This window comes from Escherichia sp. KTE159 (assembly GCF_000408805.1).
Lineage (GTDB): Bacteria > Pseudomonadota > Gammaproteobacteria > Enterobacterales > Enterobacteriaceae > Escherichia > Escherichia marmotae.
In genome coordinates this window covers 1,509,132-1,533,229 of the sequence record NZ_KE137292.1, presented here as the reverse complement: position 1 = coordinate 1,533,229, position 24,098 = coordinate 1,509,132, and the positions used below count along the sequence as shown (strand labels likewise).

General features: G+C 47.0%; 24 protein-coding genes and 1 pseudogene. 10 read left to right on the top strand and 15 right to left on the bottom strand.

Annotation, left to right across the window (positions count from 1 at the left end; translation table 11 throughout):
• Positions 1–36 precede the first annotated feature (36 nt).
• On the top strand, positions 37–1,002 hold the full coding sequence (ycjG, locus tag A31E_RS14220) for an L-Ala-D/L-Glu epimerase (RefSeq protein ID WP_001516473.1): 966 nt from the start codon (positions 37–39) through the stop codon (positions 1,000–1,002).
• Here ycjG and mpaA read toward each other — a convergent pair.
• Positions 977–1,705, bottom strand: a complete 729-nt coding sequence (gene mpaA / locus A31E_RS14225; protein ID WP_001516472.1) for a murein tripeptide amidase MpaA — start codon at positions 1,703–1,705, stop codon at positions 977–979. The genes ycjG and mpaA overlap by 26 nt on opposite strands.
• Positions 1,706–1,887: 182 nt before the next feature.
• On the opposite strand from mpaA, the gene mppA reads away from it, so the two are divergent.
• From mppA to A31E_RS14240, 3 genes are all read left to right on the top strand, one after another.
• Complete coding sequence (mppA, locus tag A31E_RS14230) at positions 1,888–3,501, top strand: murein tripeptide ABC transporter substrate-binding protein MppA (protein ID WP_016248743.1); 1,614 nt, start codon at positions 1,888–1,890, stop codon at positions 3,499–3,501.
• 188 nt (positions 3,502–3,689) lie between these two features.
• Positions 3,690–4,772 (top strand): glycoside hydrolase family 25 protein, encoded by a 1,083-nt coding sequence (locus A31E_RS14235; RefSeq protein WP_232015669.1) that lies wholly within the window; start codon positions 3,690–3,692, stop codon positions 4,770–4,772.
• Positions 4,773–4,775: 3 nt separating this feature from the next.
• Entirely contained in the window at positions 4,776–6,701 is a 1,926-nt protein-coding gene (locus A31E_RS14240; protein ID WP_016248742.1) for a GH25 family lysozyme, read from the top strand.
• Between the two features lie 58 nt (positions 6,702–6,759).
• Here A31E_RS14240 and ynaI read toward each other — a convergent pair whose 3' ends face one another.
• On the bottom strand, positions 6,760–7,791 hold the full coding sequence (gene ynaI / locus A31E_RS14245) for a low conductance mechanosensitive channel YnaI (protein ID WP_001516470.1): 1,032 nt from the start codon (positions 7,789–7,791) through the stop codon (positions 6,760–6,762).
• 244 nt (positions 7,792–8,035) lie between these two features.
• On the opposite strand from ynaI, the gene A31E_RS14250 reads away from it, so the two are divergent.
• A complete protein-coding gene (locus A31E_RS14250) occupies positions 8,036–8,293 on the top strand; it encodes a DUF2534 family protein (protein ID WP_000605648.1) in 258 nt (85 codons plus the stop codon).
• A 51-nt stretch (positions 8,294–8,344) separates the two neighbouring features.
• Here the strand turns inward: A31E_RS14250 and uspE are convergent, their stop codons facing one another.
• From uspE to A31E_RS26775, 4 genes and pseudogenes are all read right to left on the bottom strand, one after another.
• Positions 8,345–9,304, bottom strand: a complete 960-nt coding sequence (uspE, locus tag A31E_RS14255) for a universal stress protein UspE (protein WP_001516469.1) — start codon at positions 9,302–9,304, stop codon at positions 8,345–8,347.
• Between the two features lie 151 nt (positions 9,305–9,455).
• A complete protein-coding gene (gene fnr, locus A31E_RS14260) occupies positions 9,456–10,208 on the bottom strand; it encodes a fumarate/nitrate reduction transcriptional regulator Fnr (protein ID WP_000611910.1) in 753 nt (250 codons plus the stop codon).
• A 194-nt stretch (positions 10,209–10,402) separates the two neighbouring features.
• Positions 10,403–10,918: a methylated-DNA--[protein]-cysteine S-methyltransferase gene (gene ogt, locus A31E_RS14265; RefSeq protein WP_001516468.1), complete on the bottom strand. Its 516-nt coding sequence runs from the start codon at positions 10,916–10,918 to the stop codon at positions 10,403–10,405.
• A 10-nt stretch (positions 10,919–10,928) separates the two neighbouring features.
• Positions 10,929–11,083, bottom strand: a pseudogene (locus A31E_RS26775) (p-aminobenzoyl-glutamate transporter); the annotation flags it as partial.
• A gap of 447 nt (positions 11,084–11,530) precedes the next feature.
• Between A31E_RS26775 and smrA the strand changes: the two are divergent.
• The gene (gene smrA / locus A31E_RS14270) at positions 11,531–12,094 is read left to right on the top strand and encodes a DNA endonuclease SmrA (protein WP_001516467.1); all 564 of its coding nucleotides are present in this window, start codon (positions 11,531–11,533) and stop codon (positions 12,092–12,094) included.
• Between the two features lie 30 nt (positions 12,095–12,124).
• Here smrA and A31E_RS14275 read toward each other — a convergent pair whose 3' ends face one another.
• The gene (locus A31E_RS14275) at positions 12,125–13,357 is read right to left on the bottom strand and encodes a sensor domain-containing diguanylate cyclase (RefSeq protein WP_000207190.1); all 1,233 of its coding nucleotides are present in this window, start codon (positions 13,355–13,357) and stop codon (positions 12,125–12,127) included.
• Positions 13,358–13,552: 195 nt separating this feature from the next.
• Here A31E_RS14275 and A31E_RS26215 point away from each other — a divergent pair, with 195 nt between their 5' ends.
• From A31E_RS26215 to dbpA, 4 genes are all read left to right on the top strand, one after another.
• Positions 13,553–13,600 carry a hypothetical protein gene (locus tag A31E_RS26215; protein ID WP_214678597.1) on the top strand — a complete coding sequence of 16 codons (48 nt, stop codon included), beginning with the start codon at positions 13,553–13,555 and terminating at the stop codon, positions 13,598–13,600.
• Between the two features lie 13 nt (positions 13,601–13,613).
• Positions 13,614–14,597 (top strand): zinc transporter ZntB, encoded by a 984-nt coding sequence (zntB, locus tag A31E_RS14280; protein ID WP_000452014.1) that lies wholly within the window; start codon positions 13,614–13,616, stop codon positions 14,595–14,597.
• Positions 14,598–14,871: 274 nt separating this feature from the next.
• Positions 14,872–15,045 (top strand): proline-rich small protein YnaL, encoded by a 174-nt coding sequence (gene ynaL, locus A31E_RS26075; protein ID WP_001296046.1) that lies wholly within the window; start codon positions 14,872–14,874, stop codon positions 15,043–15,045.
• Between the two features lie 29 nt (positions 15,046–15,074).
• Positions 15,075–16,448, top strand: coding sequence for an ATP-dependent RNA helicase DbpA (dbpA, locus tag A31E_RS14290; protein ID WP_016248741.1), 1,374 nt, complete (start codon positions 15,075–15,077; stop codon positions 16,446–16,448).
• A gap of 94 nt (positions 16,449–16,542) precedes the next feature.
• Here the strand turns inward: dbpA and ttcA are convergent, their stop codons facing one another.
• From ttcA to A31E_RS14320, 8 genes are all read right to left on the bottom strand, one after another.
• Positions 16,543–17,478 carry a tRNA 2-thiocytidine(32) synthetase TtcA gene (gene ttcA / locus A31E_RS14295; RefSeq protein ID WP_016248740.1) on the bottom strand — a complete coding sequence of 312 codons (936 nt, stop codon included), beginning with the start codon at positions 17,476–17,478 and terminating at the stop codon, positions 16,543–16,545.
• 51 nt (positions 17,479–17,529) lie between these two features.
• Positions 17,530–18,765, bottom strand: a complete 1,236-nt coding sequence (locus A31E_RS24140; RefSeq protein ID WP_000040838.1) for a tyrosine-type recombinase/integrase — start codon at positions 18,763–18,765, stop codon at positions 17,530–17,532.
• A 1-nt stretch (position 18,766) separates the two neighbouring features.
• Positions 18,767–18,982, bottom strand: a complete 216-nt coding sequence (gene xisR / locus A31E_RS14300; protein ID WP_000079604.1) for an excisionase XisR — start codon at positions 18,980–18,982, stop codon at positions 18,767–18,769.
• A gap of 99 nt (positions 18,983–19,081) precedes the next feature.
• Positions 19,082–19,270: a DUF1187 family protein gene (locus A31E_RS14305; protein WP_001298826.1), complete on the bottom strand. Its 189-nt coding sequence runs from the start codon at positions 19,268–19,270 to the stop codon at positions 19,082–19,084.
• A complete protein-coding gene (ralR, locus tag A31E_RS0122580) occupies positions 19,263–19,457 on the bottom strand; it encodes a type I toxin-antitoxin system endodeoxyribonuclease toxin RalR (protein WP_021500490.1) in 195 nt (64 codons plus the stop codon). Before ralR ends, A31E_RS14305 begins: the two co-directional genes overlap by 8 nt.
• Positions 19,458–19,520: 63 nt before the next feature.
• Positions 19,521–20,573 (bottom strand): RecT family recombinase, encoded by a 1,053-nt coding sequence (locus A31E_RS14310; RefSeq protein WP_001004422.1) that lies wholly within the window; start codon positions 20,571–20,573, stop codon positions 19,521–19,523.
• 11 nt (positions 20,574–20,584) lie between these two features.
• On the bottom strand, positions 20,585–23,707 hold the full coding sequence (gene recE / locus A31E_RS14315) for an exodeoxyribonuclease VIII (RefSeq protein ID WP_016248739.1): 3,123 nt from the start codon (positions 23,705–23,707) through the stop codon (positions 20,585–20,587).
• A gap of 101 nt (positions 23,708–23,808) precedes the next feature.
• Entirely contained in the window at positions 23,809–24,084 is a 276-nt protein-coding gene (locus tag A31E_RS14320) for a phage protein (protein WP_016248738.1), read from the bottom strand.
• Between the last annotated feature and the right edge of the window lie 14 nt (positions 24,085–24,098).

Sequence of the window (24,098 nt, the reverse complement as noted above, 5' to 3'; positions counted from 1 at the left end):
TTAATCCGCAAACCACCGCGGCAACAAGGAGTAAAGATGAGAACCGTAAAGGTATTTGAGGAAGCCTGGCCGTTACATTCCCCGTTTGTGATTGCGCGAGGTAGCCGTAGTGAAGCGCGTGTGGTGGTGGTTGAACTGGAAGAGGATGGTGTTAAAGGCGTAGGGGAATGTACTCCCTATCCGCGCTACGGTGAAAGCGATGCTTCGGTAATGGCGCAAATTATGAGTGTTGTGCCGCAACTGGAAAAAGGACTGACACGAGAAGAGTTGCAAAAAATTTTGCCCGCTGGTGCGGCACGCAATGCGCTGGATTGTGCGTTGTGGGATCTCTGTGCGCGTAAACAGCAGCAGACGTTAGCTGAATTTATCGGCATAACGCTTCCCGACACTATTACCACGGCGCAGACAGTGGTTATTGGTACGCCGGATCAGATGGCCAGCAGTGCATCAGCACTCTGGCAGGCGGGGGCGAAATTGCTGAAAGTGAAGCTGGATAACCATCTTATTAGCGAGCGGATGGTGGCGATCCGCGCAGCGGTTCCGGATGCGACGTTGATTGTTGATGCTAATGAATCCTGGCGCGCGGAAGGGTTGGCGGCGCGATGTCAGTTGTTGGCTGATTTAGGCGTCGCTATGCTGGAACAGCCGCTCCCGGCACAGGACGATGCGGCGCTGGAGAATTTTATTCATCCGTTACCCATTTGTGCTGATGAAAGCTGCCATACCCGCAGTAACCTGAAGGCGCTGCAAGGGCGCTATGAGATGGTTAACATCAAACTCGATAAAACCGGCGGGCTAACAGAAGCGCTGGCGTTGGCGACCGAAGCGCGTGCACAAGGTTTTAGCCTGATGTTGGGCTGCATGCTATGTACTTCACGCGCCATTAGCGCCGTTTTACCGCTGGTGCCGCAGGTCAGTTTTGCTGATCTTGATGGCCCGACCTGGTTGGCGGTGGATGTGGAGCCGCCGCTACAGTTTACGACCGGCGAATTGCATCTTTAGGATGCCAACGCAGTAAATTCGCCATTGCAAAGAGATACTTTTCGCTGGCTTCATCTGAGGAGACAGGCGGAAACTCGGCGGTAATACAGTGCAAGTTCAGATCAGCACACCAACTGCCGAAGGAGCCGGGCGTTTCATAGCCGACGCTGGTCACCAGCGGTAATTCAAACGCCTGAGCCAGCCATTCACCTAATTCACTGTGCCTGGGATCTTCAATACAAGCCAGCGGATCGTGAAAAGAGACTATCCAGGCGGGTTGGATACGATGAATGAGCTGGCACAACGCCTGGGTTTCAGGTTCTGAGCCTGGTTTATCTCCGGTCAGCAAGACCACGTCGCGCTTTTCGGCGGCGCTGTTCCAGCGGTACACCGTTTCACCTTCTTTCCAGTTCGCTGCAGGAAAGTTTCTGTTCAAATCCACACCATTAGCATTGGCTCGTAAACCAAGCTGGCAACCGTCAGGATTCACACAGAGCACGACATGATGGCGGCGCAGAGAAGGGGTTAATGTGCGTAATGCGCAGGAGAGGGTGACGACGGAAGAATTTTCGTCGCCGTGGGTGCCAGCCAGAATCAAACCACTTTCGCTGCTGGCTGCAGACGCCGGAAACCAGATCAATGGCGCACCTAATAATGAACGTCCGTAATGTTCGGTTCCTGGCGGAAAAGCGCCCCGTTCGGCGCGCGGGCGGGTCACGGTCATAATCGTCTCGAATATAAGAAGTATTACAGGCAGTGTTGTGCAAATTTTGCGGATTATCAAATCCTTTTCGACAACGATATGTTATCGATCCTTTATCACTTTTTTACCGGAAGTTATTTGCATTTCTTCAAGGAGAAACAAATAATTACGCATCAATCTTAACATCGTTTTGAGGGTATCTTATGAAGCACTCTGTTTCAGTCACTTGTTGTGCGCTGTTAGTCAGCAGCATTTCCCTGTCGTATGCTGCAGATGTTCCGGGCGGCACAGTACTGGCAGAGAAACAGGAGTTGGTGCGCCACATTAAAGATGAGCCTGCATCATTAGACCCCGCGAAAGCCGTGGGTTTGCCAGAGATTCAGGTCATTCGCGATTTGTTTGAAGGGTTGGTGAATCAGAACGAGAAAGGCGAGATTGTGCCTGGCGTTGCTACCCAGTGGAAAAGTAATGACAACCGCATCTGGACTTTTACCCTGCGCGATAACGCCAAATGGGCCGATGGTACACCGGTAACGGCACAGGATTTTGTCTATAGCTGGCAGCGTCTGGTGGATCCGAAAACGTTGTCTCCGTTTGCCTGGTTTGCCGCACTGGCTGGAATCAACAACGCCCAGGCAATTATTGATGGTAAGGCTACGCCAGCTCAACTTGGCGTCACCGCTGTTGATGCCCATACTCTGAAAATTCAGCTTGATAAACCGTTGCCCTGGTTTGTGAATTTAACCGCTAACTTTGCTTTTTTCCCGGTGCAAAAAGCCAACGTTGAAAGTGGTAAAGAGTGGACGAAGCCCGGGAATCTGATCGGCAATGGTGCTTATGTACTTAAAGAGCGCGTAGTAAATGAAAAGCTGGTCGTGGTGCCGAATACCCATTATTGGGATAACGCTAAAACGGTGCTGCAGAAAGTGACTTTCCTGCCAATTAACCAGGAGTCCACCGCGACCAAGCGCTATCTTGCAGGTGATATTGATATCACTGAATCCTTCCCAAAAAATATGTATCAGAAACTACTGAAGGATATTCCAGGGCAGGTTTATACGCCGCCGCAGTTGGGGACGTATTATTATGCATTTAACACGCAAAAAGGGCCAACGGCAGATCAACGTGTCCGTCTGGCATTAAGCATGACGATTGATCGTCGTCTGATGGCAGAAAAAGTATTAGGTACAGGTGAAAAGCCGGCATGGCATTTTACGCCAGATGTTACCGCCGGATTTACGCCAGAACCTTCGCCGTTTGAGCAAATGAGTCAGGAAGAACTGAATGCCCAGGCGAAAACATTGTTGAGCGCTGCCGGATATGGTCCACAGAAACCGTTGAAACTTACACTGCTGTATAACACTTCGGAAAATCACCAGAAAATTGCTATTGCCGTCGCGTCGATGTGGAAAAAGAATCTTGGTGTAGATGTCAAATTACAAAATCAGGAATGGAAAACCTATATCGATAGTCGTAACACCGGTAACTTTGATGTTATTCGCGCCTCGTGGGTCGGGGATTATAATGAACCATCGACTTTCTTGACGCTGTTAACATCAACGCACTCAGGGAATATTTCACGTTTTAACAATCCGGCATACGACAAGGTACTGGCTCAGGCATCGACTGAAAATACCGTTAAAGCGCGCAACGCCGATTACAACGCGGCAGAGAAAATCCTGATAGAACAAGCACCGATTGCGCCGATTTATCAATATACCAATGGTCGGTTAATCAAACCGTGGTTGAAAGGTTATCCAATTAATAACCCGGAAGATGTGGCGTATAGTCGGACTATGTATATAGTGAAGCATTAATATGATGTCATCTGGCGCGGTTAAGCGCGCCAGATTTAACAATCCCGATAAAATCCCTTCTTTTTTTAAATCCTCCCTATAAAAAATCATTCCAACGATGGAATTTTGAAATTTTCTGGCAATATCGAACATAAATAATAATCAAATGTTTTATTTGTCAGGTGTATTACATACGCTGAATATAAGCTGTGCTTTACTTTTCTTTACAACGTAAAGCGAATTGCATTCCTGGTGAAATATCTTCATTAGAAAACAGACATACAGCTAAAAAATGGGGTGGTAAAATGAAAAAACTTTCAGCTATTCCGTTAGTTATCTCGTTATTATTCATTAATTATTCCTCTTTAACGCTGGCCGCAGAATCACTGCCCGATGCCTCATCGCTGGGACTGGAAAACTTAACGAATGATCTCTCCCGGCAAGAATTGTTTGTGAAAATTCTGGAATCGGATCCTTCGCGTGATAAAGAGTTTGATTCCTTTGCTGTAAAAAAATATTTTAAATTTCCGGCTGATGTTGCTTACGATTCAGTATTGAATCAACCACGACCCAGTTCTTTATTTGGTGTGGATATCAGCCATCATAACGGCAGGAACTTCCCGATCGAACTGTTGGCAAAAAATAAGTCTGTGTTCTTGTATATGAAGTCCAGTCAAGGAACACGTTATGTTGATCCTGAATTCGCCGGCTTTTGGCAGCGGGCCGGCGATACTGAACGAGGGATAAAACTTCACCGTGGAGCCTACCACTTTCTTTCCAGCGGTACACCGGCAGACGACGCAGAATTGTGGGGACGCAAGCAGGCAATGACGTTTGTCAAAGTTATCAAAGCTAACGGTGGGCTAAGGGCGACAGACATGCCACCGGCAGTGGATGTTGAGTGGGATGTGGATTCATTAACGGGTAAGGACCGCTGGCAGAAGCGCAAACCTGCGGAAATTATAACAATGATCAAGGCGTTTACCGCGCAGGTAGAAGCCGATTTAGGGCGTAAACCGGTTATCTACACTGCACGTGCGTGGTGGAAAGATGCCGTTGGTGGGGAAAATAGTTTCGCCCAGGTCGCAGAACATAAACTGTGGCTGGCTGATTACTCTAATCAGGCACAGGCCAGTGAAACCCCGCGTTCAATTAACCAGACAAAATGGGCAATCTGGCAGTTTACCGATGCTGCACAGCTTAATTTGGGATCGAGTAAGAAATTCGATGCCAGTATTTATAAAGGACCGACTGCTGAGTTTTATTCCACTCTTGGTGTTCAGGAGTTTTAAATTATGAACAGACGATGGCTAATTTTATGTAAATCGGCCCTTGGGCTGTTCATTGCAGGAATATCACTGGGAATGACTGACGTCCTGGCAGATGATATTTGCAAAAATGGCGCAATGGTCCCTGATGAATATTGTCATTTTTTTATCCATTATGGCTCTGAGAACCCTGGGAGACTGGATATCCGAATCAGTGACGCATTAAAAATACCTGATCAGGATGCAGCAAAAACTCGCTCCATCGGGTTGATTATTGCAATTTCAAAATATCCACTTTTGCATGAGGATATTCCTGCCGCAGCGGTAGATGGCCAAAGAATGGCTGATTTTCTTATCAACGGACAGAAGTTTGATGAGGTTATTTTATTAAAAGATCAGGATGCATCGCTGGATAATATTAATTATTTTTTGAAAGAATATCTACCTGCCAGAGGGACGATGTTTGATAAGAAAGCCCGTTTGTTAATTGCTTATTCAGGACATGGGCGTTTTGGTACTCAAAATGGTAATTCTGATAAAGCACCGGCATTTGTTTTGAGTAATGCTACAGATATCGATGGTTCAAAAGGGATGTATGAAATGCCAGCGCTGAATGCACAGCTTAATATTCTGGCAAAGCGTTATTTCCATGTTCTGACTTTAGTCAATGCTTGCTTTGGTTCTGGCTTGTATGGCATGACCATCGGAGCGGGTAACTCTAACTCGTACAGTAATCCAGGTGCGTATGCAATAGCTGCCGGTGACGATAAAACAGAGGTTTACTCGCTGGATGCAAAGCGCGGAAGTGTCTTTTTTGATACAATTATCAAAGGGGTAACGAATGGTGTTGCCGACGAACGTTTTGGTAAGTCATATATGGTAAAGGTAGATGGTAAGAAAGAATACTATGCCGGAATAACCAGAACGTTGAGTTTATTTATCTATGTTAACGATCAATATTCAGATATTAATGAAAAGCTGGATGAACAAGGGAAGGGATTACATTTAAGTGATGCCTGGATTGGTGCAACAGAAATTCCCGCAGGCCCTGGGGGATTCTTCTTCATCAATGAGCCTGCGGCAAGTCGTCTGGATAATAAGACTCAACTGGCTGCGGGAAAAGCAGGAGAGTTTACTAATATCGATGTGGCATCATTCTCTATTGATAAGCCAGATTCTTCCCCCGCAGATAATCAAGAAAAAGATAATAAATTAATTGAGATTCCTTATGGTCCCGTAAGTGCAATTCCCAATCGTCCTGATATTCGTATTTTTAAAACGCCGGAGATTTATCCGATCCATGGACATGATATTTCATCTAATGATGGTGAGATCGACTGGAAATTGTTTCAGGAAAAATCGTCTGCGCGTTTTGTATATACGAGAGTAGTTGGCTGGAGAGGTCCCGATTCATCATTTAAGTCTCACTGGAAACAATTAGCTGATTCCAAATTTGACCGTGGAGGTTATTTCAAATTTGATTTTTGTCGCACTCCTGAAGCACAACTGGAAACGGCAAAAAGCCTCCTGCCTGCTGATCCAAATATGTTACCGCCCGGTATTTTATTGGTAAACCCTGAAGGTGAAGATACAACTCAACTAGCCTGTTTTAAAAAATCGGGAATGGCGAAAGCACGTAATGATATTTTGCACTTTGCTGGTCTGGTCTATCAAAATTATCATAAGACCCCCATATTTTATGGCAATCATAATAATCTGTCCCACTTCATGGATAGTCGATTTGAGCAGTATATGGTGTGGATGGGGTATTGGGGACAAGCTGGCGTGAAGCTTGAGGGGCGCAATCCCTGGACGCTTTGGCAATATTCAGGGAATGAAACTGTACCGGGGATCGGCCACAGCACTGAGTCGGAAGTTTTCTTTGGTACTGAAGAACAGTATGTTCAGTTTAAAGCGGGTGAGAATAATGTAGCACTGGCTGCTGTTAATTGAAAAAATAAATAAGACTGGATGGCAAATATGTACATCGCCATCCAGTTTCTGCGGGTTGTTACTTCATCTGATCCGGCGGTGTAATATTATCCATATACAACGTCTGGCTTGGGAAGGCAAAATCTGCGCCATGCGACTGTACAATATCGATAATCTTCAAATAAACATCCTGTTGGACTGCCAGCCATTCGGCCCATACCGTGGTTTTGGTAAAGCAATAAACCATGATATTTAATGACGAGTCAGCAAACTGGTTGAAATAGACCAGTAAGGTTTGTCGCTGATCGATGTCGGGGTGATTTTTCAGCATTTCGCGTACTGCTTCGACAACGGCACCCACTTTTGCCGCGTCTTCATAACGTAAACCGATGGTCGTAGTAATACGACGGTTGGTCATGCGTCCCGGGTTTTCTACGCTGATAGACGAAAACAGCGAGTTTGGCACGTACAGAGGACGGTGATCAAAGGTGTTTATTTTAGTGATACGCCAGCCAATTTCTGCCACCGTACCTTCGATATTTCTGTCCGGTGAACGGATCCAGTCGCCAATGCTAAAGGGGCGATCGAAATAGAGCATAATCCCGGAAAAGAAGTTACTCAAAATATCTTTACCGGCCATACCGACAGCAAGACCACCAATACCACCGAAGGTCAGCAACCCGGAAAGGCTCATACCAAAATGTTCACCGTAAAGCAGAACAATCACCACAATTATGCAGATTTTGATGATACGTGACATAATCCGCGCACTGGTGATATCACGGCCTTTTTTTATCTGTTGTTTTTCAAACTGGTTAATCAGAAGGAATAACTTAACCGTCAGAATAAGCGCAATCAGTGACGTACAAATAAAATCGACGGCGTCTGGTGTGATAAATTTGAGTTTGTAATTTTCAATGACATAATTAATGATGCTGCCAACAGCACTAATAATTATGGTGTAGATCAAAAATTGAACCGCATGGAATAAGAATCCTTTCTTGTTACGATTCCCACGACGAAACAAAAAGCTCATCAGAATCAATGCTGCGCAGCTACCGAAAATAATGACCAGATTAAGCGCATTATTTGTAAACAGTTCAGCGATCATTGTTTTATCAGGCTCCTCCAGATTGGTTGAAGTCATGCCGGAAACCCCTGGCGGGGCTATTTTACCGCGACAAATGATTCATATCATCAATAGTAAGGGAAGGAAGTAGCAACATCAGCGAATTGATCAATAGATTGATGATATAAACGTCAACAATCTGACGCCTTCAGAGCAGACAACGACAAAATGTCATGGTATTGTTACGCATAAGTAACAGAGAGTTTGTTTGCACAAGGATTACATTATGATCATGATGAAATTAAAGTCAGCGAGGGGAAGAAAGTTTCTCTTAGGCTTGTTGGCGGTTTTTATTATTGCGGCGTCGGTGGTGACTCGCGCAACCATTGGTGGTGTTATTGAACAATATAATATTCCGCTGTCTGACTGGACGACATCAATGTATGTGATTCAATCTTCGATGATTTTCGTGTACAGCCTGGTTTTTACCGTGTTGCTGGCAATCCCGCTGGGAATTTATTTCCTCGGTGGCGATGAGAAATAAGCAAGAAGAAAAGGCCCGAAGTATCGGGCCTCGTGAGTAATTAAAGAACGATTAATCGTCGTCGTCTTCTTCTTCGTCATCCAGTTCAACTGGCGTCTGGTATTGATCGGGTTTGATTACCAGCAGGTCGCAACGGAGATGATCAATCACCTGTTCCGCCGTATTGCCAAGGAATGCCGCGGAAATTCCGGTTCGTCCTACGGTGCCAAGAACGACAATTCCTGCCTGCAAATGTTCCGCTAGATCAGGAATCACTTCTTCCGGCAGACCTTTTTCGACGTGCGTCATGTTTTCATTAATACCGAATTTCTGCCGCAGGGCTTTCATCGCCAGCAAATGTTGTCCGCGGATAGCGTCGTTATAAACGCTTGGATCAAATTCCGGCAGCTCAATAGCAATATTAATAGGAGTAACGGGATACGCGCCAACCAGATGGACTTCGGTGTGATTCACCTGTGCAGCCAGTTCAATCGTCTCTTTCACCAGTTTTTCATTGAGCGCATTATGATACGGCTCTTCGCTGGCGAGATTTACTGCCACCAACGCCTTACCGCCTTCCGGCCACGGTTGATCTTTCACCATCCACACCGGACTTGGGCATTTACGCAACAGATGCCAGTCGGTAGGGGTAAAGATAACCGCTTCCAGACGATCATGTTGGTGTGCCATTTTCAGGACTAAATCGTGCCCACCGCTGACCACTTCCTGAATGATGGCTTCGAAAGGACGGTTATGCCAGACCACTTTGATTTCAATGGGGACGCCAGCGTTAAGATAATATTTCGCCTGCTCGTGTATCCACGCAGTTCGCTGACTGATAACACCCTGACGCATGGCGGTGCGCTCGTCCGGGGAGAGCAGGGTAGTCATTTCGTATGAGAAATCATAAATCGGCAAAAAAGCTTTAATTTTGCCACCAATCCGTTGATGTAAATAAACAGCTCGCCGTAATGCTGGTTGATCGTCCTGGTTAGGATCGATAACAACGAGCATGTTCTGATACATAGCCATACAGGGTCTCCTTACAACAACTGTCAATGCAGTTTGTAATTAAAAGATTAACCCATATCTGGTGAATGAAACAGTGATGAACCTTCTGCCAGATCAATAAATCAGAAAAATTTAATGATATGACAGAAGGATAGTCGATTATGCGGAAAAATCAGGCGACGTTGCGCGTATGACCAGCAAGCAGAGCCAGCGCATCGTTATTTTCGATGGTGATGTATTTACCTTTGACTGCCAGCATGCCGCTTTTTTGGAAGCGTCCCAGCAGACGGCTGATGGTTTCTACCGTCAGGCCCAGGTAGTTGCCGATATCGCCACGAGTCATCGTCAGGCGGAATTCACGAGGGGAGAAGCCGCGTTGGGCAAAACGACGGGACAGGTTGTAGATAAAAGCAGCCAGACGTTCTTCTGCATTTTTCTTCGACAGCAGCAGAATCATGTCCTGATCGCCTTTAATTTCACCGCTCATCAGACGCATCATCTGCTGACGCAGATTCGGCATTTTACCAGACAGATCGTCCAGTGTTTCGAACGGGATTTCACATACCATTGACGTTTCCAGCGCCTGGGCGAAGCTAGGGTGATGACCGCTGCCAATAGCGTCAAAACCTACCAGATCGCCTGCTAAATGGAAGCCAGTGATTTGCTCGTCGCCTTGCTCTGTGATGGTATAACTTTTAATCGTACCGGAGCGGATGGCATAAAGCGATTTAAGTTCATCACCAGCCTTAAACAGCGTCTGGCCTTTCTGAATAGGCTTCTTTCGCTCAATGATATTATCAAGCTGATCAAGCTCATGTTCGTTTAGTGTGAACGGGATGCAAAGCTGACTGATGCTGCAATCCTGGCAATGGATAGCACAACCGCCAGACTGAATGCGCCGTATAATTCGCTTTTCCGGGATCATAGGTCTGCTCAAGCCGTAATTGATATTTGTCAATTTTAACATCTTTTTAGGGAGCAAGTAAGTCTAAGCAAACCTTAACAGCGGAGAATTCCGATAATAGATGTAAATATATATCTATCTACTTGAAAATTCTTAAATTATTAAGGATGGCTTTACATAAAACTGTGAGCAAACCGGCACAAATTGTTTAAGGTCTACAGCAGCAGATAGCCTTCATGGCGCAATAACCACTCTTTTCGCTGCACTCCGCCTGCATATCCGGTCATCGTGCCGTTTCGTCCAATAACCCGGTGGCAAGGTACGACAATACTGATCGGATTTGAACCGTTCGCCGCGCCAACGGCGCGCGCTGCGCCCGGACGACCCAGATGTTCTGCCAGTTGACCGTAATGCATTACCTGGCCACAAGGAATAGTGCGCAATGTTTTCCACACTTCCCGCTGAAATGGAGTACCACCAGTAGCGGTAGGAAGGGTATCAATAATGCTAAGATTACCGGCAAAATAGTCGCGAAGTTTGTCGCTAAGACCGCCGGGATTGGTTGCGGAAATTCGCTCATAACCTTCTTTGCGATAATGGATGTCCAGCAATTGCACCATGCGATCACTGTACTCTTCCCATTCAACCGCCCGCAGACGGAATTGTTCATCGCAAATCACCCATAGTGGACCCAATGGGGTGGCAATTTTTTCTTCAAGTAATCTCAGCATCCGTTCTCTCTCAAGACAAACGTGGGTAAAACCCGGACTAATCAGTAGACCGACAAGATACCATGCCAGCAATATCAGCAGCCATACCACCAAGAATATAAGAGGAGACAGTAAGGCTAACAAATTGTAGGTATCCAGTTTGGCGACTGGCTTATATCGTTGCAGGAGTCAGAGAAACAGAGATATTAGTGCTGATGGTTATATAGAGGTGCAAACAATGCAAAAAAGGGGGCAGGCAGCCACTGCTGATCGCGTTTTTAGTCTGCGAATGTGATTATCTTCTGCGCACGCATAAAAAAATAGAGCCTGTCGACATCCGCCAGACTCTACAGTACACACAGCAGTGCATCCGCGTCTTTATTCCGGCCTGGGTTCCTGTCTGCCGGTGACAGTGTTATAACGGTTTTACCACTCTGTTGCCAATTTTCTTCAGTGACCGGTTTCACGAAAATATAAGTTAAATCAGCCGCTATACAACTGAGTCATCATGCATTAATGCTTCGCCGTAATATATGTTGTTCCTAATCTGCATACGGGAAATTGCGCCAGACCGTTGTCGGCCTGATGGGGCACAGTTATTATATCGCGCTCTGTATTGCGTGAGGATGCTACATGAACCCTGACGACAAATCGCTGTTTCTTGACGCCATGGAAGATGTCCAGCCACTGAAATGCGCTACTGATGTCTACTGGCATCCAACGCGTAACCAACGTGCGCCGCAGCGTATAGATACGCTGCAACTTGATAATTTTCTCACCACCGGATTTCTTGACATTATTCCACTAAACCAGCCGCTGGAATTTCGTCGGGAAGGGTTACAACATGGGGTGATTGATAAGCTACGCAGCGGCAAATATCCGCAGCAGGCCAGCCTGAATTTACTGCGCCAGCCGGTGGAGGAGTGCCGTAAAATGGTATTCAGTTTTATTCATCAGGCGCTGGCGGACGGCTTGCGAAATGTGCTTATTATTCATGGCAAAGGGCGGGAAGATAAATCACACGCGAATATTATTCGTAGCTATGTGGCGCGTTGGCTGACGGAGTTCGAAGACGTACAGGCCTATTGCACCGCACTACCGCATCATGGCGGTAGCGGGGCATGTTACGTCGCGCTGCGTAAAACGGTGCAGGCGAAGCTGGAAAACTGGGAACGCCACGCTAAACGTAGTCGATAATTAAATGACGCTTCCGCGTTTTTGAATATATCAGGCGGCTAACACGCGGTTGCGTCCGTCATTTTTTGCCCGATACAAGGCATCATCAACACGCTTAAACAGTTCATCGATGTTTTCATTTCCTTCGTGATGCGCCACGCCAATACTGACTGTGAAGCGCGGTAAGCCCGAAATACTCACTTTTGCCACGCTCAAGCGGATAGTTTCAGCCAACGAAAGTGCAGTATCCAACGGGGTTCTCGGCAACAATAAGACGAACTCTTCCCCCCCCCAACGAAACACCAAATCGCCTTTGCGGGCGCAACTTTCAAGAGTATGGGCAAGCGAGCATAACACTTCATCTCCTTTCTGATGACCGTATAAGTCATTGATATGCTTAAAACGATCGGTGTCGATGAGCAACAAACTATAATCCTGAGCTATTGCCAGGTGCTGCATCTGTCCGGGGTCAGTTATGTGATAAAACTGCCGACGGTTGAGTAATCCCGTTAGTGCATCATGGTGGGCTGCATGTTCCAGTTGTTCCTCCAGCCGTTTTTGCTCTGTAATATCATGTACGATGCATAACATTAACCTGTCGCCGTAAATCTCAATTGGCCCGGCATAAGTTTGCACATGCCGAATGGAGCCATCTGCCAGTTTATGGACAAAATTGAGAGGCTTATGGCCGCCGGGCAACCGTGAAATTTCATGCATGACTGGCATGATGCGACGCCCAAGCATATTTATTTCCCAGGTGTGCTTCTGACACATTGTTTCATGGTTGTAGCCGTAGAAATTGAGCGCGGCCAGATTAGCATCGACGATTTGGCCATCACGTGAGGGATCAATTAACAGCATCGGTGCAGAGTTGGTCAGAAAAAAACGAGCATAAAACCCTTGTTTTTTACGCTGATAATTCGCTGAACGACTGGCTTTTAACCCCAGTGTTGCTGGAGTTTCCATTCCTTCGAAGATAATTACTTTTCCCGTCTCACTCATCTCTTTGAGGGTCAATCGGCAGCTTAATGCCGCCTCTTCACCATTACGCTGGACAGTGAGAATTTCTACAATATCGAGCTGGTTATGCAAGTCTGTGAGGTATTTAGGAAGCTCGTTTTGCGAGGAGATGGAATAGAGGCCGGTACGTAGCTGACTAAAGGTGAGTTCTTGCATCAAAAGTCGCGCTGCACTATTGGCATAAATTAATTGTTCTTCAAAGGGTGAAACGATCCAGACAGGACTGGTTAATAAGTCCAGAGTATTGAAGTTGTGCGTAGTCATTGAAATCCCGTTATTTTTATCAATCTTTTGTTACTACCTGATCGCAAAAATGCCACGACAAATGATCAGATAATTCTGATAATGATAGACGCTATTTAACGCTTTACACGTTTTCAAATCAGGAAAAGTATTTTGCTTTCTGTATTTAATTTTGACAGGATTTTATTAATCATTTCAGGGTAATGGGGTGATGAGATGTTGCGTAAGATGACCAGAAGACTAGACTACAAAATAATGCGTTGACAATGGAGGCACTGTGGAAGTGATTAAGGGAGCGGACGTAAATGTCCCGGATGCAGTATTTGCCTGGATGTTGGATGGTAAAGGCGGAGTTAAACCGCTGGAAAATACAGATGATATAGATGAAGCGCATCCTTGCTGGCTCCACCTCAATTATGTGCACCATGACAGTGCCCAATGGCTGGCGACAACACCCTTGTTGCCAAATAACGTACGCGATGCGCTGGCGGGGGAAAGCACGCGGCCCAGGGTCAGCCGTCTTGGGGAAGGGACGTTGATTACTTTACGCTGCATTAATGGCAGTACTGATGAACGTCCCGATCAACTGGTCGCCATGCGTGTTTATATGGATGGACGGTTAATTGTCTCGACCCGACAACGTAAAGTGTTGGCGCTGGATGATGTGGTTAGCGATCTGGAAGAGGGAACCGGCCCGACCGATTGCGGTGGCTGGCTGGTGGATGTGTGTGATGCGTTAACCGATCATTCCAGTGAGTTTATAGAACAACTGCACGATAAAATTATCGACCTGGAAGATAATCTGCTCGATCAACAAATACCGCCGCGCGGTTTCCTGGCGTTGCTGCGTAAACAATTAATTGTGATGCGTCGCTATATGGCACCGCAGCGTGATGTTTATGCTCGCCTTGCCAGTGAGCGTCTGCCGTGGATGAATGACGACCAACGCCGCCGAATGCAGGACATTGCCGATCGTCTCGGACGCGGCCTGGATGAGATTGACGCCTGTATTGCCCGAACCGGCGTGATGGCAGATGAAATCGCTCAGGTCATGCAGGAAAATTTAGCGCGTCGTACTTATACGATGTCGTTGATGGCAATGGTCTTTTTACCCAGTACGTTTTTAACTGGGTTATTTGGTGTCAACCTCGGTGGCATTCCTGGCGGGGGATGGCAATTCGGCTTTTCGCTTTTTTGTATTCTGTTAGTTGTTCTTATTGGTGGTGTTGCTTTATGGTTGCATCGTAGTAAATGGTTGTAACAAAAGAAAATTTGTCTACTTCCTGTATATAAAAACGCCGTAAAGTTTGAGCGAAGTCAATAAACTCTCTACCCATTCAGGGCAATATCTCCCTCGCAGGTGAATGCAACGTCAAGCGATGGGCGTTGCGCTCCATATTGTCTTACTTCCTTTTTTGAATTACTGCATAGCACAATTGATTCGTACGACGCCGACTTAGATGAGTCGGCTTTTTTTTGCCTGTTATTTTTCAGCGTCTACCCTTTAAGAGTCCACCCCATGACCGGAGGGAAATATGACGACACTCATTTATTTGCAAATTCCTGTCCCTGAACCCATTCCTGGCGATCCCGTACCAGTGCCAGATCCCATCCCTCGTCCGCAACCCATGCCAGACCCGCCGCCAGATGAAGAACCGATTAAATTGTCGCATCGTGAGCGTAGATCTGCGAGGATACGCGCCTGCTAATTTTGCGTCGATGACCACGAGAATAGATTGTGACCGCTTTTTCTACCCTGAACGTTTTGCCTCCCACCCAGCTCACTAACCTTAATGAGTTGGGCTATTTAACCATGACGCCGGTGCAGGCCGCCGCGCTTCCGGCGATCCTTGCCGGAAAAGATGTTCGCGTGCAGGCGAAAACTGGCAGCGGCAAAACGGCGGCATTTGGCCTTGGCTTGTTACAGCAAATTGATGCGTCGCTGTTTCAGACCCAGGCTTTAGTGCTGTGCCCGACCCGTGAACTGGCGGATCAGGTTGCCGGAGAGTTGCGCCGGCTGGCGCGTTTTCTGCCGAATACCAAAATCTTGACCTTATGCGGCGGCCAGCCGTTCAGCATTCAGCGCGATTCGCTGCAACATGCGCCGCATATCATCGTGGCAACGCCGGGTCGTTTGCTCGATCACCTGCAAAAAGGCACTGTATCGCTGGATACCCTGAATACGCTGGTAATGGATGAAGCCGACCGTATGTTGGATATGGGATTTAGCGACGCAATTGATGACGTCATCCGTTTTGCGCCTGCTTCTCGCCAGACGCTTCTGTTTTCTGCAACCTGGCCGGACGCAATTGCCGCGATTAGCGGTCGTGTACAACGCGATCCTTTAGCGATTGAGATTGATACGTCAGATGCTTTACCGCCTATTGAACAACAATTTTATGAGACATCCAGCAAAGGCAAAATTTCGTTGTTGCAGCGGTTATTAAGCTTGCATCAGCCATCATCTTGTGTGGTGTTCTGTAATACAAAAAAAGATTGCCAGGCTGTGTGTGATGCTCTGAATGAAGTAGGGCAAAGTGCATTGTCGTTACATGGCGATCTGGAACAACGCGACCGCGATCAGACGTTGGTTCGTTTTGCCAATGGTAGCGCACGTGTGCTGGTGGCGACCGATGTCGCGGCACGTGGTCTGGATATCAAATCTCTTGCGCTGGTGGTGAACTTTGAGCTGGCGTGGGACCCTGAAGTTCATGTACATCGCATCGGGCGTACTGCGCGAGCGGGGAATAGCGGTCTGGCGATCAGTTTCTGTGCTCCGGAAGAGGCGCAGCGGGCGAATATCATTTCTGACATGTTGCAGATAAAACTTAACTGGCAAACGCCACCAGCCAGCAGCGCCATTGTGCCGCTGGAAGCAGAAATGGCGACGTTGTGCATTGATGGTGGGAAAAAAGCGAAAATGCGTCCAGGCGATGTGCTGGGGGCGCTGACGGGGGATATTGGTCTGGATAGCACAGATATTGGCAAAATTGCCGTTCATCCAGCACATGTCTACGTCGCAGTGCGTCAGTCTGTTGCCCATAAGGCATGGAAACAGTTACAGGGCGGAAAGATTAAAGGGAAAACGTGCCGGGTGCGGTTATTAAAATAACGAAATGTTGAATTGCCGGATGCGACGCTGGTTGCGTCTTATCCGGCCAGCACAAGAATAGCCCGATAAGCTTGCGTATCGGGCGCTATCCTGGTTATTTCACTTCAACCACATTCAGGCGTAACTCATCCAACTGATTTTCATCTTCTTCAGGCTGCCAGCCCGCGGGTTGTAGTGGTAGCTCTTCGCGATCAAACGCCAGATCACCGCCGTTAACCACTTCAGAACCGTGGGTAATGCCTTTGAAATCGAACAGATTGGTATCGCACAGATGTGACGGCACCACATTCTGCATCGCGCTGAACATTGTCTCAATACGCCCTGGATAACGCTTATCCCAATCACGCAACATATCGGCAATCACCTGACGTTGCAGGTTAGGCTGTGAACCGCACAGGTTGCACGGAATAATCGGGAACGCTTTCGCATCGGCAAAACGCTGAATGTCCTTTTCACGGCAATAAGCCAGCGGACGAATTACGATATGTTTGCCGTCATCGCTCATCAGCTTTGGTGGCATACCTTTCATCTTGCCGCCGTAGAACATGTTTAAGAACAGCGTTTGCAGGATATCGTCACGATGGTGACCCAGTGCGATTTTCGTCGCGCCCAGTTCTGTTGCCGTGCGGTAAAGAATACCGCGACGCAGACGAGAGCAGAGTGAGCAGGTGGTTTTGCCTTCCGGGATCTTTTCTTTCACGATCCCATAAGTATTCTCTTCAACAATTTTGTACTCAACGCCCAGCTTTTCAAGATACTCCGGCAGGACGTGCTCCGGGAAACCGGGCTGCTTCTGGTCGAGGTTAACGGCAACCAGCGAAAAACTGATTGGCGCGCTTTGCTGCAAATTCCGCAGGATCTCCAGCATGGTATAGCTGTCTTTTCCCCCGGAAAGGCAAACCATAATGCGGTCGCCATCTTCAATCATATTGAAGTCAGCAATAGCTTCGCCCACATTGCGGCGCAGGCGTTTTTGTAATTTGTTCAGGTTGTATTGTTCTTTCTTCGTATTCTTTTGATTTTCTTGCATTATTTCAGTTCTCTGGTACTAAATGGGGCAAATTGGGGGCAAACTTTGCAACTACGATAACCGCGCATTCAACATAGCTACCTGTTCGTCGTTCATGTCATCAATCCACATACCGTAAATTTCATACACCATCTGCGCAGTTTCATGCCCCATCTGGCTGGCTATAAATGCCGGGTTCGCTCCTGCCGTCAACAACCAGCAGGCAAAAGTATGCCGCGTATGGTACGGATTACGGCGGCGAATACCAGCACGTTTTACTGCTGCATTCCATCTCGCCCCCAGACTGCTTACCGAGTAATAAGGTTTCTGTTTTCCGTTACACACCCTGGGCATGAAAACAAAATGCAGTTTTTGCTTTTCGGTTCTGCCGTACTCCCGATGATAAAAAGTGATTTCGCTTTTGCGATGATGCCCGGTTAGTTTGTATTGCTCCTTCAGTGCTTCAATAGCAGGCCGCAGTAGTGTTACCGTCCGAATCCCCGCATTTGTTTTTGGGGGACCGAACATATCAAGTATCGTCAGGTTTCTTCTGACATTCACAATTCCCTTCTCGAAATCCACATCCTCCCACGCCAGAGCAGCCAGTTCCCCGTGACGAAGCCCGGAGTAAACGGCAAATTTCCACAAGTTCTGGCTCTGTCCTTTTTCACTTTCCATTAATGCATTGAATTCTGTTTTAGATAACGGATCAGGCTTTATTCTGTTTCGCTGTAATTTTTTTACTCCTTCAAATGGTTTGGTTGATATAAATCCCGACTGATACGCAAAACGTAACAACGAACAGAGCAGGGCGATATAGTTATCAACTGTGCGCACGGTTCTTCCTTTTTTGTTGGATCTTGGATTATCCAGGTAAAGCGTTTCTCCATGCAGCAGTTCATTCCGGTAGTTTAAGATATCGCTATAACGAATATGTGATATTGGGGTACTCTCACAAATTATTATCCTGAGTGTTTTTAATTGTGATTTCGTTTTCTTCATTGTGTTTGTTGTTAACTCTGTCTCTTTAATTTTTGTCCAGATATCACAAAGCTCCCCGAACGTTTTTATGACCCTCGTTGTCACCATTTTTGCCCCAGTGCTGGACTGGGGGAAACGTCTTAAATACTCAAATTCACCGGAATTGATTTCATGAACTATCAACGCTCTTAAATTCCCGGCTTTTTTAATGTTACTGTTAGTAACCTCCCAGCCTTTCAATGTTTCCCGACATCGTTTTCCTCGAAACATGAACCAGATGCGAATGTATTTACCTCGAATCTCGACACCTGTTGGTAATTTAGACATATCATGAGTCTTTGATAAACTGATTTATCTTTGGATAGTTGTACCAGATAATCCCTCGCTTACTGTCTGGCTTCCCTAAAGGAGATACTCGTTTGAAGTGGAAGCCTTCCACCCAACAGTTCTGGCGGTATGCTTCAATTTGTCTGGCCCCCAGACCAGTGCGAAGCATCAGGCCGTATTCAACCATCCACTCTTCATTAAAGATTACTTGTGCCATCGCATCACCTCTGGCAGGCGCCAATGTTAGACTGAAATTGACGCCCGATGTTGATTATTAATAATCAGCTATGAAGTTTTAATTTGAATACAATGCAATTCACGAGGACTGAAGTTGCTCGCAATTAAAATTTATCAGTTTTACTTTCTGCTCTCTGGAAACGCCTGCTTCTTTTTTACCTGAGAGCATTTTTTCGCATTCTGATTTGGTTAATTTTGTTTTTGAGTACCTTGTCCAGTTAGTAGGAGTGCCACCTTCCTTTTCAATAGTGGCGGTAATTTTATACATGAACACCTCCATTATTATTTCCAGTGGTTCGTTTATTCCATCGTTCGAGTGCTTCTTTTTCACTTCCACCATAGCCGGTTCGGGATTCGCATCCGTTACACTTCGCGCGGTAATATCCTGAAATGGCTTTCACCGTTACTGATGGACAACCACAAAAAGGGCATGGTTTGACTTTTTCATACCGCATTGTCTTTTCTCTCATAAAATAAAATTTTGTGATGGCGGTGAGGCTACACCGCCAAAGTCAATATCAGGAGCCGATATATTCTGGTTTCATATCTGTCAGTGTCGTTTTATACGCCTCATATAATTCACCCAGATGTGGCCGGGCAGCATTCAGCGTATTTTCCAGAGCAGTAAATTTTTGTTCTGCTTCTGGATCACCTGAAGAAGGTAGGTCATTTATCATCTTCTCGATACGGGCAATAGCATTGAGACGGTGATGACGCTGAACCACTTTTCCTTTAAGTTCCGTATAGAGAGCGCCAAGTGTATTTTTATGATCTTCCACTTCCTGGCGAAGTGCTGTTGTTTCCCCGGTGCTTTGTGCCTGCTCAATACGTTCACGGAAAGCATCGATCCAGTTTTCCCCGGCATCCTGCTCAATAATTGTTGTTTCACGTTCCGCGCGGCAAGCGGAAGTGTTTTTATGTTCCTGAACCGGATTAATGATTTTTTCCTGTGGCTCGTCCAGTTCGTCCCTGGTGTACACTCCAAGAATCACTTCGGGGCAATAAAGGCGCGCCCAGCGTTTCAGCGCTAGATAGGCAAGCTGCTGGCGAGGATCGTCGGCCCATAGCGTTGAGTTACGTGTTCTGGCCTGCGCCAGAAGTAATTCCAGTACGCGTGGTTTACTTTCGCCGCGTAGTGTTGCCTGGACACGAACACCGATCCCGTTTTCATCGGCCAGCTTCCAGCCAGGTACACGATATTCTTTCCCTTTGTCGCTCTTCCTGATTTCAAATTTCCCGATAATTTTTTCCCACGGCCCGAACCAGTCATATTCAATACGCCCGGTTAGCGGCCCACGAGTACTGATTACGGCATTAACCAGTTGCGCTTCATATCCGAGCACACCATTCACAACGAAAGTTTTCTGAGCTACTGCGTAAGGGTTCATTTGCCACTGCATCGCCTGCATGGTGATGGCCATGCAGTCTGATGGATTTCCCCGGAGGTGTTCCGGTACAGTAGCCATGCCGGAAGCCATTACCTGGGAAAATGTCTGAATTGCAGCCAGGGACTGAGGGCTGAAAACCGCAACATTAGAGTTAATATTTTCTTGTTGAGTTAATTCGTTCATTGTGTCCTTCCTCAGATGCTCAGTGCTTCAAGACGACGAAGATCAAAGTCGTTTAATTCGTCGGTATAACTTTCGGTAATCGGTGCTGGCCAGTTGTTTGTCTCCAGGGCTTCGTTTATCTGGCGTAGCGTCCGGCGATATTCCTGTCGACCAAGTTCCAGGAGTTCCTGCGAGGCTTCCACGACTGCCACCCAGTGATAGCCAGCATCTTTGTTGACGAAGATCCAGAAAAATTTGTCCAGGTTTGCCACATCGCAATACATTGCGGCGCTGAGGTGATAATCACGCTCAATAATTTCACGGTGCAGGCGATCTTTAAGTCGTTCCTGTCGCACATAACCGAGGCTGACTGACTTCACGTCAGCGCAAATGCTTTCGTATGGCAGCCGGATTTCGATATCAGGACGGACCCTGATTTCCAGCCCGGTTTCTTCATCAAACCCGAAATAGCTGATTTCAGATTTGCGATCCGGGTGGTTGAGTAGCCTTGCTGCATCGGTATTGTTTTGCAGTGCCGCGTGAATATTTTTTGCCTGTTCATACATCTCCGGACTGATAAACGTTTTCCCGGCATTTTCTTCTTGCTGGCGTTTTTGCCAGTCCTCCAGTGTCACCAGTTCCGGGCGAATTTTCCGTGCGATTTCGGTTAATTGCTCTTTTGTGCCACTGATGTTGTAAGGCAAAGATTTAGCACGTTCTTTTTTTGCCAGTTCTGGGTCTACAGTTTCAATTTGATCCAGAAGCTGCTCCCGTGCTCCACTGGTTTTCAACAGAGGAGGGAGGCTTGCGTTGTATTCTTTAATACAGGCTTTCATTGCTGATGCTGTGTGTTTTTCCCCCTCAGGAATACGCCGAAATTCCACCGGAAGCGAACCGTAAAGGATGCCTGTTTCTTCGGCCCCGGCACTTACAGACAGTGGCTGTATAAGAGTGCTGTTGTAGCTTTCGATCCACTCTTTCATCTGCTCTGGTGTCATCAGTGCTGGCAGACTGGCATTGTGTTTTTTAATGATGGCGATCAGTTCGCTAGAAGTAGTAACCACATATTCAGGAACCGGTACTGGAATGGCATATTCATCAGCGAATTTATCCGTTTCCAGAACATAGCTGTGAATGATCCGCCCACGCAGCAGTGCATCACTTTCCTCGTTCGGAATAGTTCCGGCAATGTGCCGTCCGTGGTAATACATCAGGCTGATACGGGCATCCTTCAGCATCGTGCTGCTTATTCCGTTGGCGGAGTGATAAACCTCGTTCGGGAGGTTTTCATAGCGGCCAGGCTCGAAATATGACGGCCACATGATTTCAGTTGCTACAGGAGCTGACGCTTCACCAGTTTCATCACTGCAATCACGATGCGGATCGCTGCCAGCATTCTCATTGTGCGGATGTTCAGCGCCTTCCATTTCCACCGGATCTTTTTCCTTAGCTTCAACCTGATTCTCTTCATCGAATGTTTCCTGGTATGTTGCGTCGCCCGTCACCGCCCCACAGTCAGGGCAGTTATCTCCGCCAGTCTGACCGCAGGCATTGCAGACTATTTCCGGTTCCTGTTGCACTACTGCCTCAGGTTGTTTCACATCCGGGCTGGTTTTTTCCGTTTCTGGCTGGTTCTGGTACACAGAATCGCGAGTCTGGATCCCCTTAACCCATTTCGGATCGTTCGGGTCGCTAATTCCGTCAACAAATTCACCACGTGATGCAGCAAGCAATTTATCGGCATCGACAGGATTTTTTGATGGAATGTTTTTCCGGGCTTCATGGAGTTCTGCCCGCAGTTCCTGATATTTCGCATCAACAGAATTTACCTGTGACTGAGCATCCAGCGGCTGCGTGTCCTGATGATGTTCAGTTGCGTCCGGTTCCATTGTTTCAGCCTCTCCCTGTTCATCTGCCGTTGTTTCAGATGGTTGCGGTTTTTCTTCATCATCCTGTTTTCCTTCTTCTGTTACACGCTGCGGCATCGGGGCAGAGGAGCGACCGCAGGCAATATCCACGATTTCCGGATCAGGGTTGGCATGATCGGTTTCAGTCAGTACTTTGTTCAGATATTCAGTGACGTGCGCGGGGATGACCTCGATCCCAATTGGTGCTTCTTTCACGGACGCAACCACGATGGCGCGTGAATAATCCAGCCCGCCAGGCATGGTGATGAATTTGTCGCGGAAAACAGAAAAGGGCGGTTTATTTTCAGCGATAATTTCCTCAATGCGTTTAGCGTGTGCCGGATGAAGGTTATAGATGTCCACGTCCATTGAACGGGCCAGTACGCCAGTGGCTACATCGCGCGCCAGTGACGTCAGATCGTGGACGAAACCTTCGCCGCGATCGGTGAGGTTCCCGCCGCCAGCATTAGCACCGGAAGCCGTGCGAGTGATGCGTGAAACACGATTCCCTTTTCGCCATTCTTTTGTCAGAAGACCGCGATCAATGTGTTCGGTATCCAGCCAGGCTGAAATGAAATTCTTAAATTCATAGGGCTGATGTTTTTTCGTGATAGAGAAAACCCCCTTAATTGCATCAGTCAGGCGGAGCAGGGCGGCATTATCCAGAGTTGTCGGTTCTGCCATGCCGCGTATGGCCAACAGCAGATTCTGGACATAGCTGTTTTCCTGATCCATCTCAAGAGCAGTAATGTGTTCGCGTTGTTCTCGGGTGGCATGATGCAGGTATTTCCGATCCCCGGCCGCATAGGTAAAAATGTGCAGAAGACGCTGTGTGAACCGCAAAGTAGATACAGAAACTTCGCAATCCTGGCAATCCCCGTGAGCGTCTGCCAGTGTGTTTTCTTCCTGCCCTCCCGTCAGTTCTTCGGTTTCCTGAGCATTCTCCTGATGGTGAACGTCGTCTGGCGCTGCTCCCGATTTTAGTTCCCAGGTCATGGAGTCTTTGCTGAGTTGATAGCGTTCACTCCAGGTAAAATCGATCTCACCTTCAGGGGGCAGGTCATTAACGACAGGAAAATTCGTGGCAACAGCTTTAAAATAGCTGCTCAGTTTTTTACCTGACTTAACGATCAGGTAGTCCAGAGTGGCACAGGTCGATTCAAAATCGTCGCTTGCCCACAGGACGACGTCAGGTTCACCGGATGATTTTTTCGCTTTCCGTAACAGGAAGAGTGGTTTTGTGCTCATTGTTTTTTAACCTCAACTCAGATTAAAATTCGTTTTGTTCAGTGAATGATCTTGCCGGATACACACTGTTCATAGCCTGCGCCATACGCAGGCTATTTCTTTCAGATTTCACCTTTTAATTTCATTGCAATCAGAGTTGCCAGAAATTCGGCTTTTTTTTCTGTGGGCAGATTCTTTCCGATATGCACCAGGCTCATTTTTTTGACACCTTCGTGAAGTGTTTTAACGTTGCCTGATGGACCGTCGATATCAACTACAGTGAATGGGGTTTCTTTATTTTCTGTTTTAATCACGTAGCCAATACGCTTTCCTTCCAGATTAACCTCGTGAACAATGTCATCAGTAGTTACAATAGTGGTTTCATAATTAGTAATCATGTTTTTCTCCTTAA

Coding starts and splice junctions, on each gene's coding strand:
- ycjG (WP_001516473.1), top strand. CDS start 37: ATGAGAACCGTAAAGGTATTTGAGGAAGCCTGGCCGTTACATTCCCCG.
- mpaA (WP_001516472.1), bottom strand. CDS start 1,705: ATGACCGTGACCCGCCCGCGCGCCGAACGGGGCGCTTTTCCGCCAGGA.
- mppA (WP_016248743.1), top strand. CDS start 1,888: ATGAAGCACTCTGTTTCAGTCACTTGTTGTGCGCTGTTAGTCAGCAGC.
- A31E_RS14240 (WP_016248742.1), top strand. CDS start 4,776: ATGAACAGACGATGGCTAATTTTATGTAAATCGGCCCTTGGGCTGTTC.
- ynaI (WP_001516470.1), bottom strand. CDS start 7,791: ATGATCGCTGAACTGTTTACAAATAATGCGCTTAATCTGGTCATTATT.
- A31E_RS14250 (WP_000605648.1), top strand. CDS start 8,036: ATGATCATGATGAAATTAAAGTCAGCGAGGGGAAGAAAGTTTCTCTTA.
- uspE (WP_001516469.1), bottom strand. CDS start 9,304: ATGGCTATGTATCAGAACATGCTCGTTGTTATCGATCCTAACCAGGAC.
- fnr (WP_000611910.1), bottom strand. CDS start 10,208: ATGATCCCGGAAAAGCGAATTATACGGCGCATTCAGTCTGGCGGTTGT.
- ogt (WP_001516468.1), bottom strand. CDS start 10,918: ATGCTGAGATTACTTGAAGAAAAAATTGCCACCCCATTGGGTCCACTA.
- smrA (WP_001516467.1), top strand. CDS start 11,531: ATGAACCCTGACGACAAATCGCTGTTTCTTGACGCCATGGAAGATGTC.
- A31E_RS14275 (WP_000207190.1), bottom strand. CDS start 13,357: ATGACTACGCACAACTTCAATACTCTGGACTTATTAACCAGTCCTGTC.
- ynaL (WP_001296046.1), top strand. CDS start 14,872: ATGACGACACTCATTTATTTGCAAATTCCTGTCCCTGAACCCATTCCT.
- ttcA (WP_016248740.1), bottom strand. CDS start 17,478: ATGCAAGAAAATCAAAAGAATACGAAGAAAGAACAATACAACCTGAAC.
- A31E_RS24140 (WP_000040838.1), bottom strand. CDS start 18,765: ATGTCTAAATTACCAACAGGTGTCGAGATTCGAGGTAAATACATTCGC.
- xisR (WP_000079604.1), bottom strand. CDS start 18,982: ATGGCACAAGTAATCTTTAATGAAGAGTGGATGGTTGAATACGGCCTG.
- A31E_RS14305 (WP_001298826.1), bottom strand. CDS start 19,270: ATGTATAAAATTACCGCCACTATTGAAAAGGAAGGTGGCACTCCTACT.
- ralR (WP_021500490.1), bottom strand. CDS start 19,457: ATGCGGTATGAAAAAGTCAAACCATGCCCTTTTTGTGGTTGTCCATCA.
- A31E_RS14310 (WP_001004422.1), bottom strand. CDS start 20,573: ATGAACGAATTAACTCAACAAGAAAATATTAACTCTAATGTTGCGGTT.
- recE (WP_016248739.1), bottom strand. CDS start 23,707: ATGAGCACAAAACCACTCTTCCTGTTACGGAAAGCGAAAAAATCATCC.
- A31E_RS14320 (WP_016248738.1), bottom strand. CDS start 24,084: ATGATTACTAATTATGAAACCACTATTGTAACTACTGATGACATTGTT.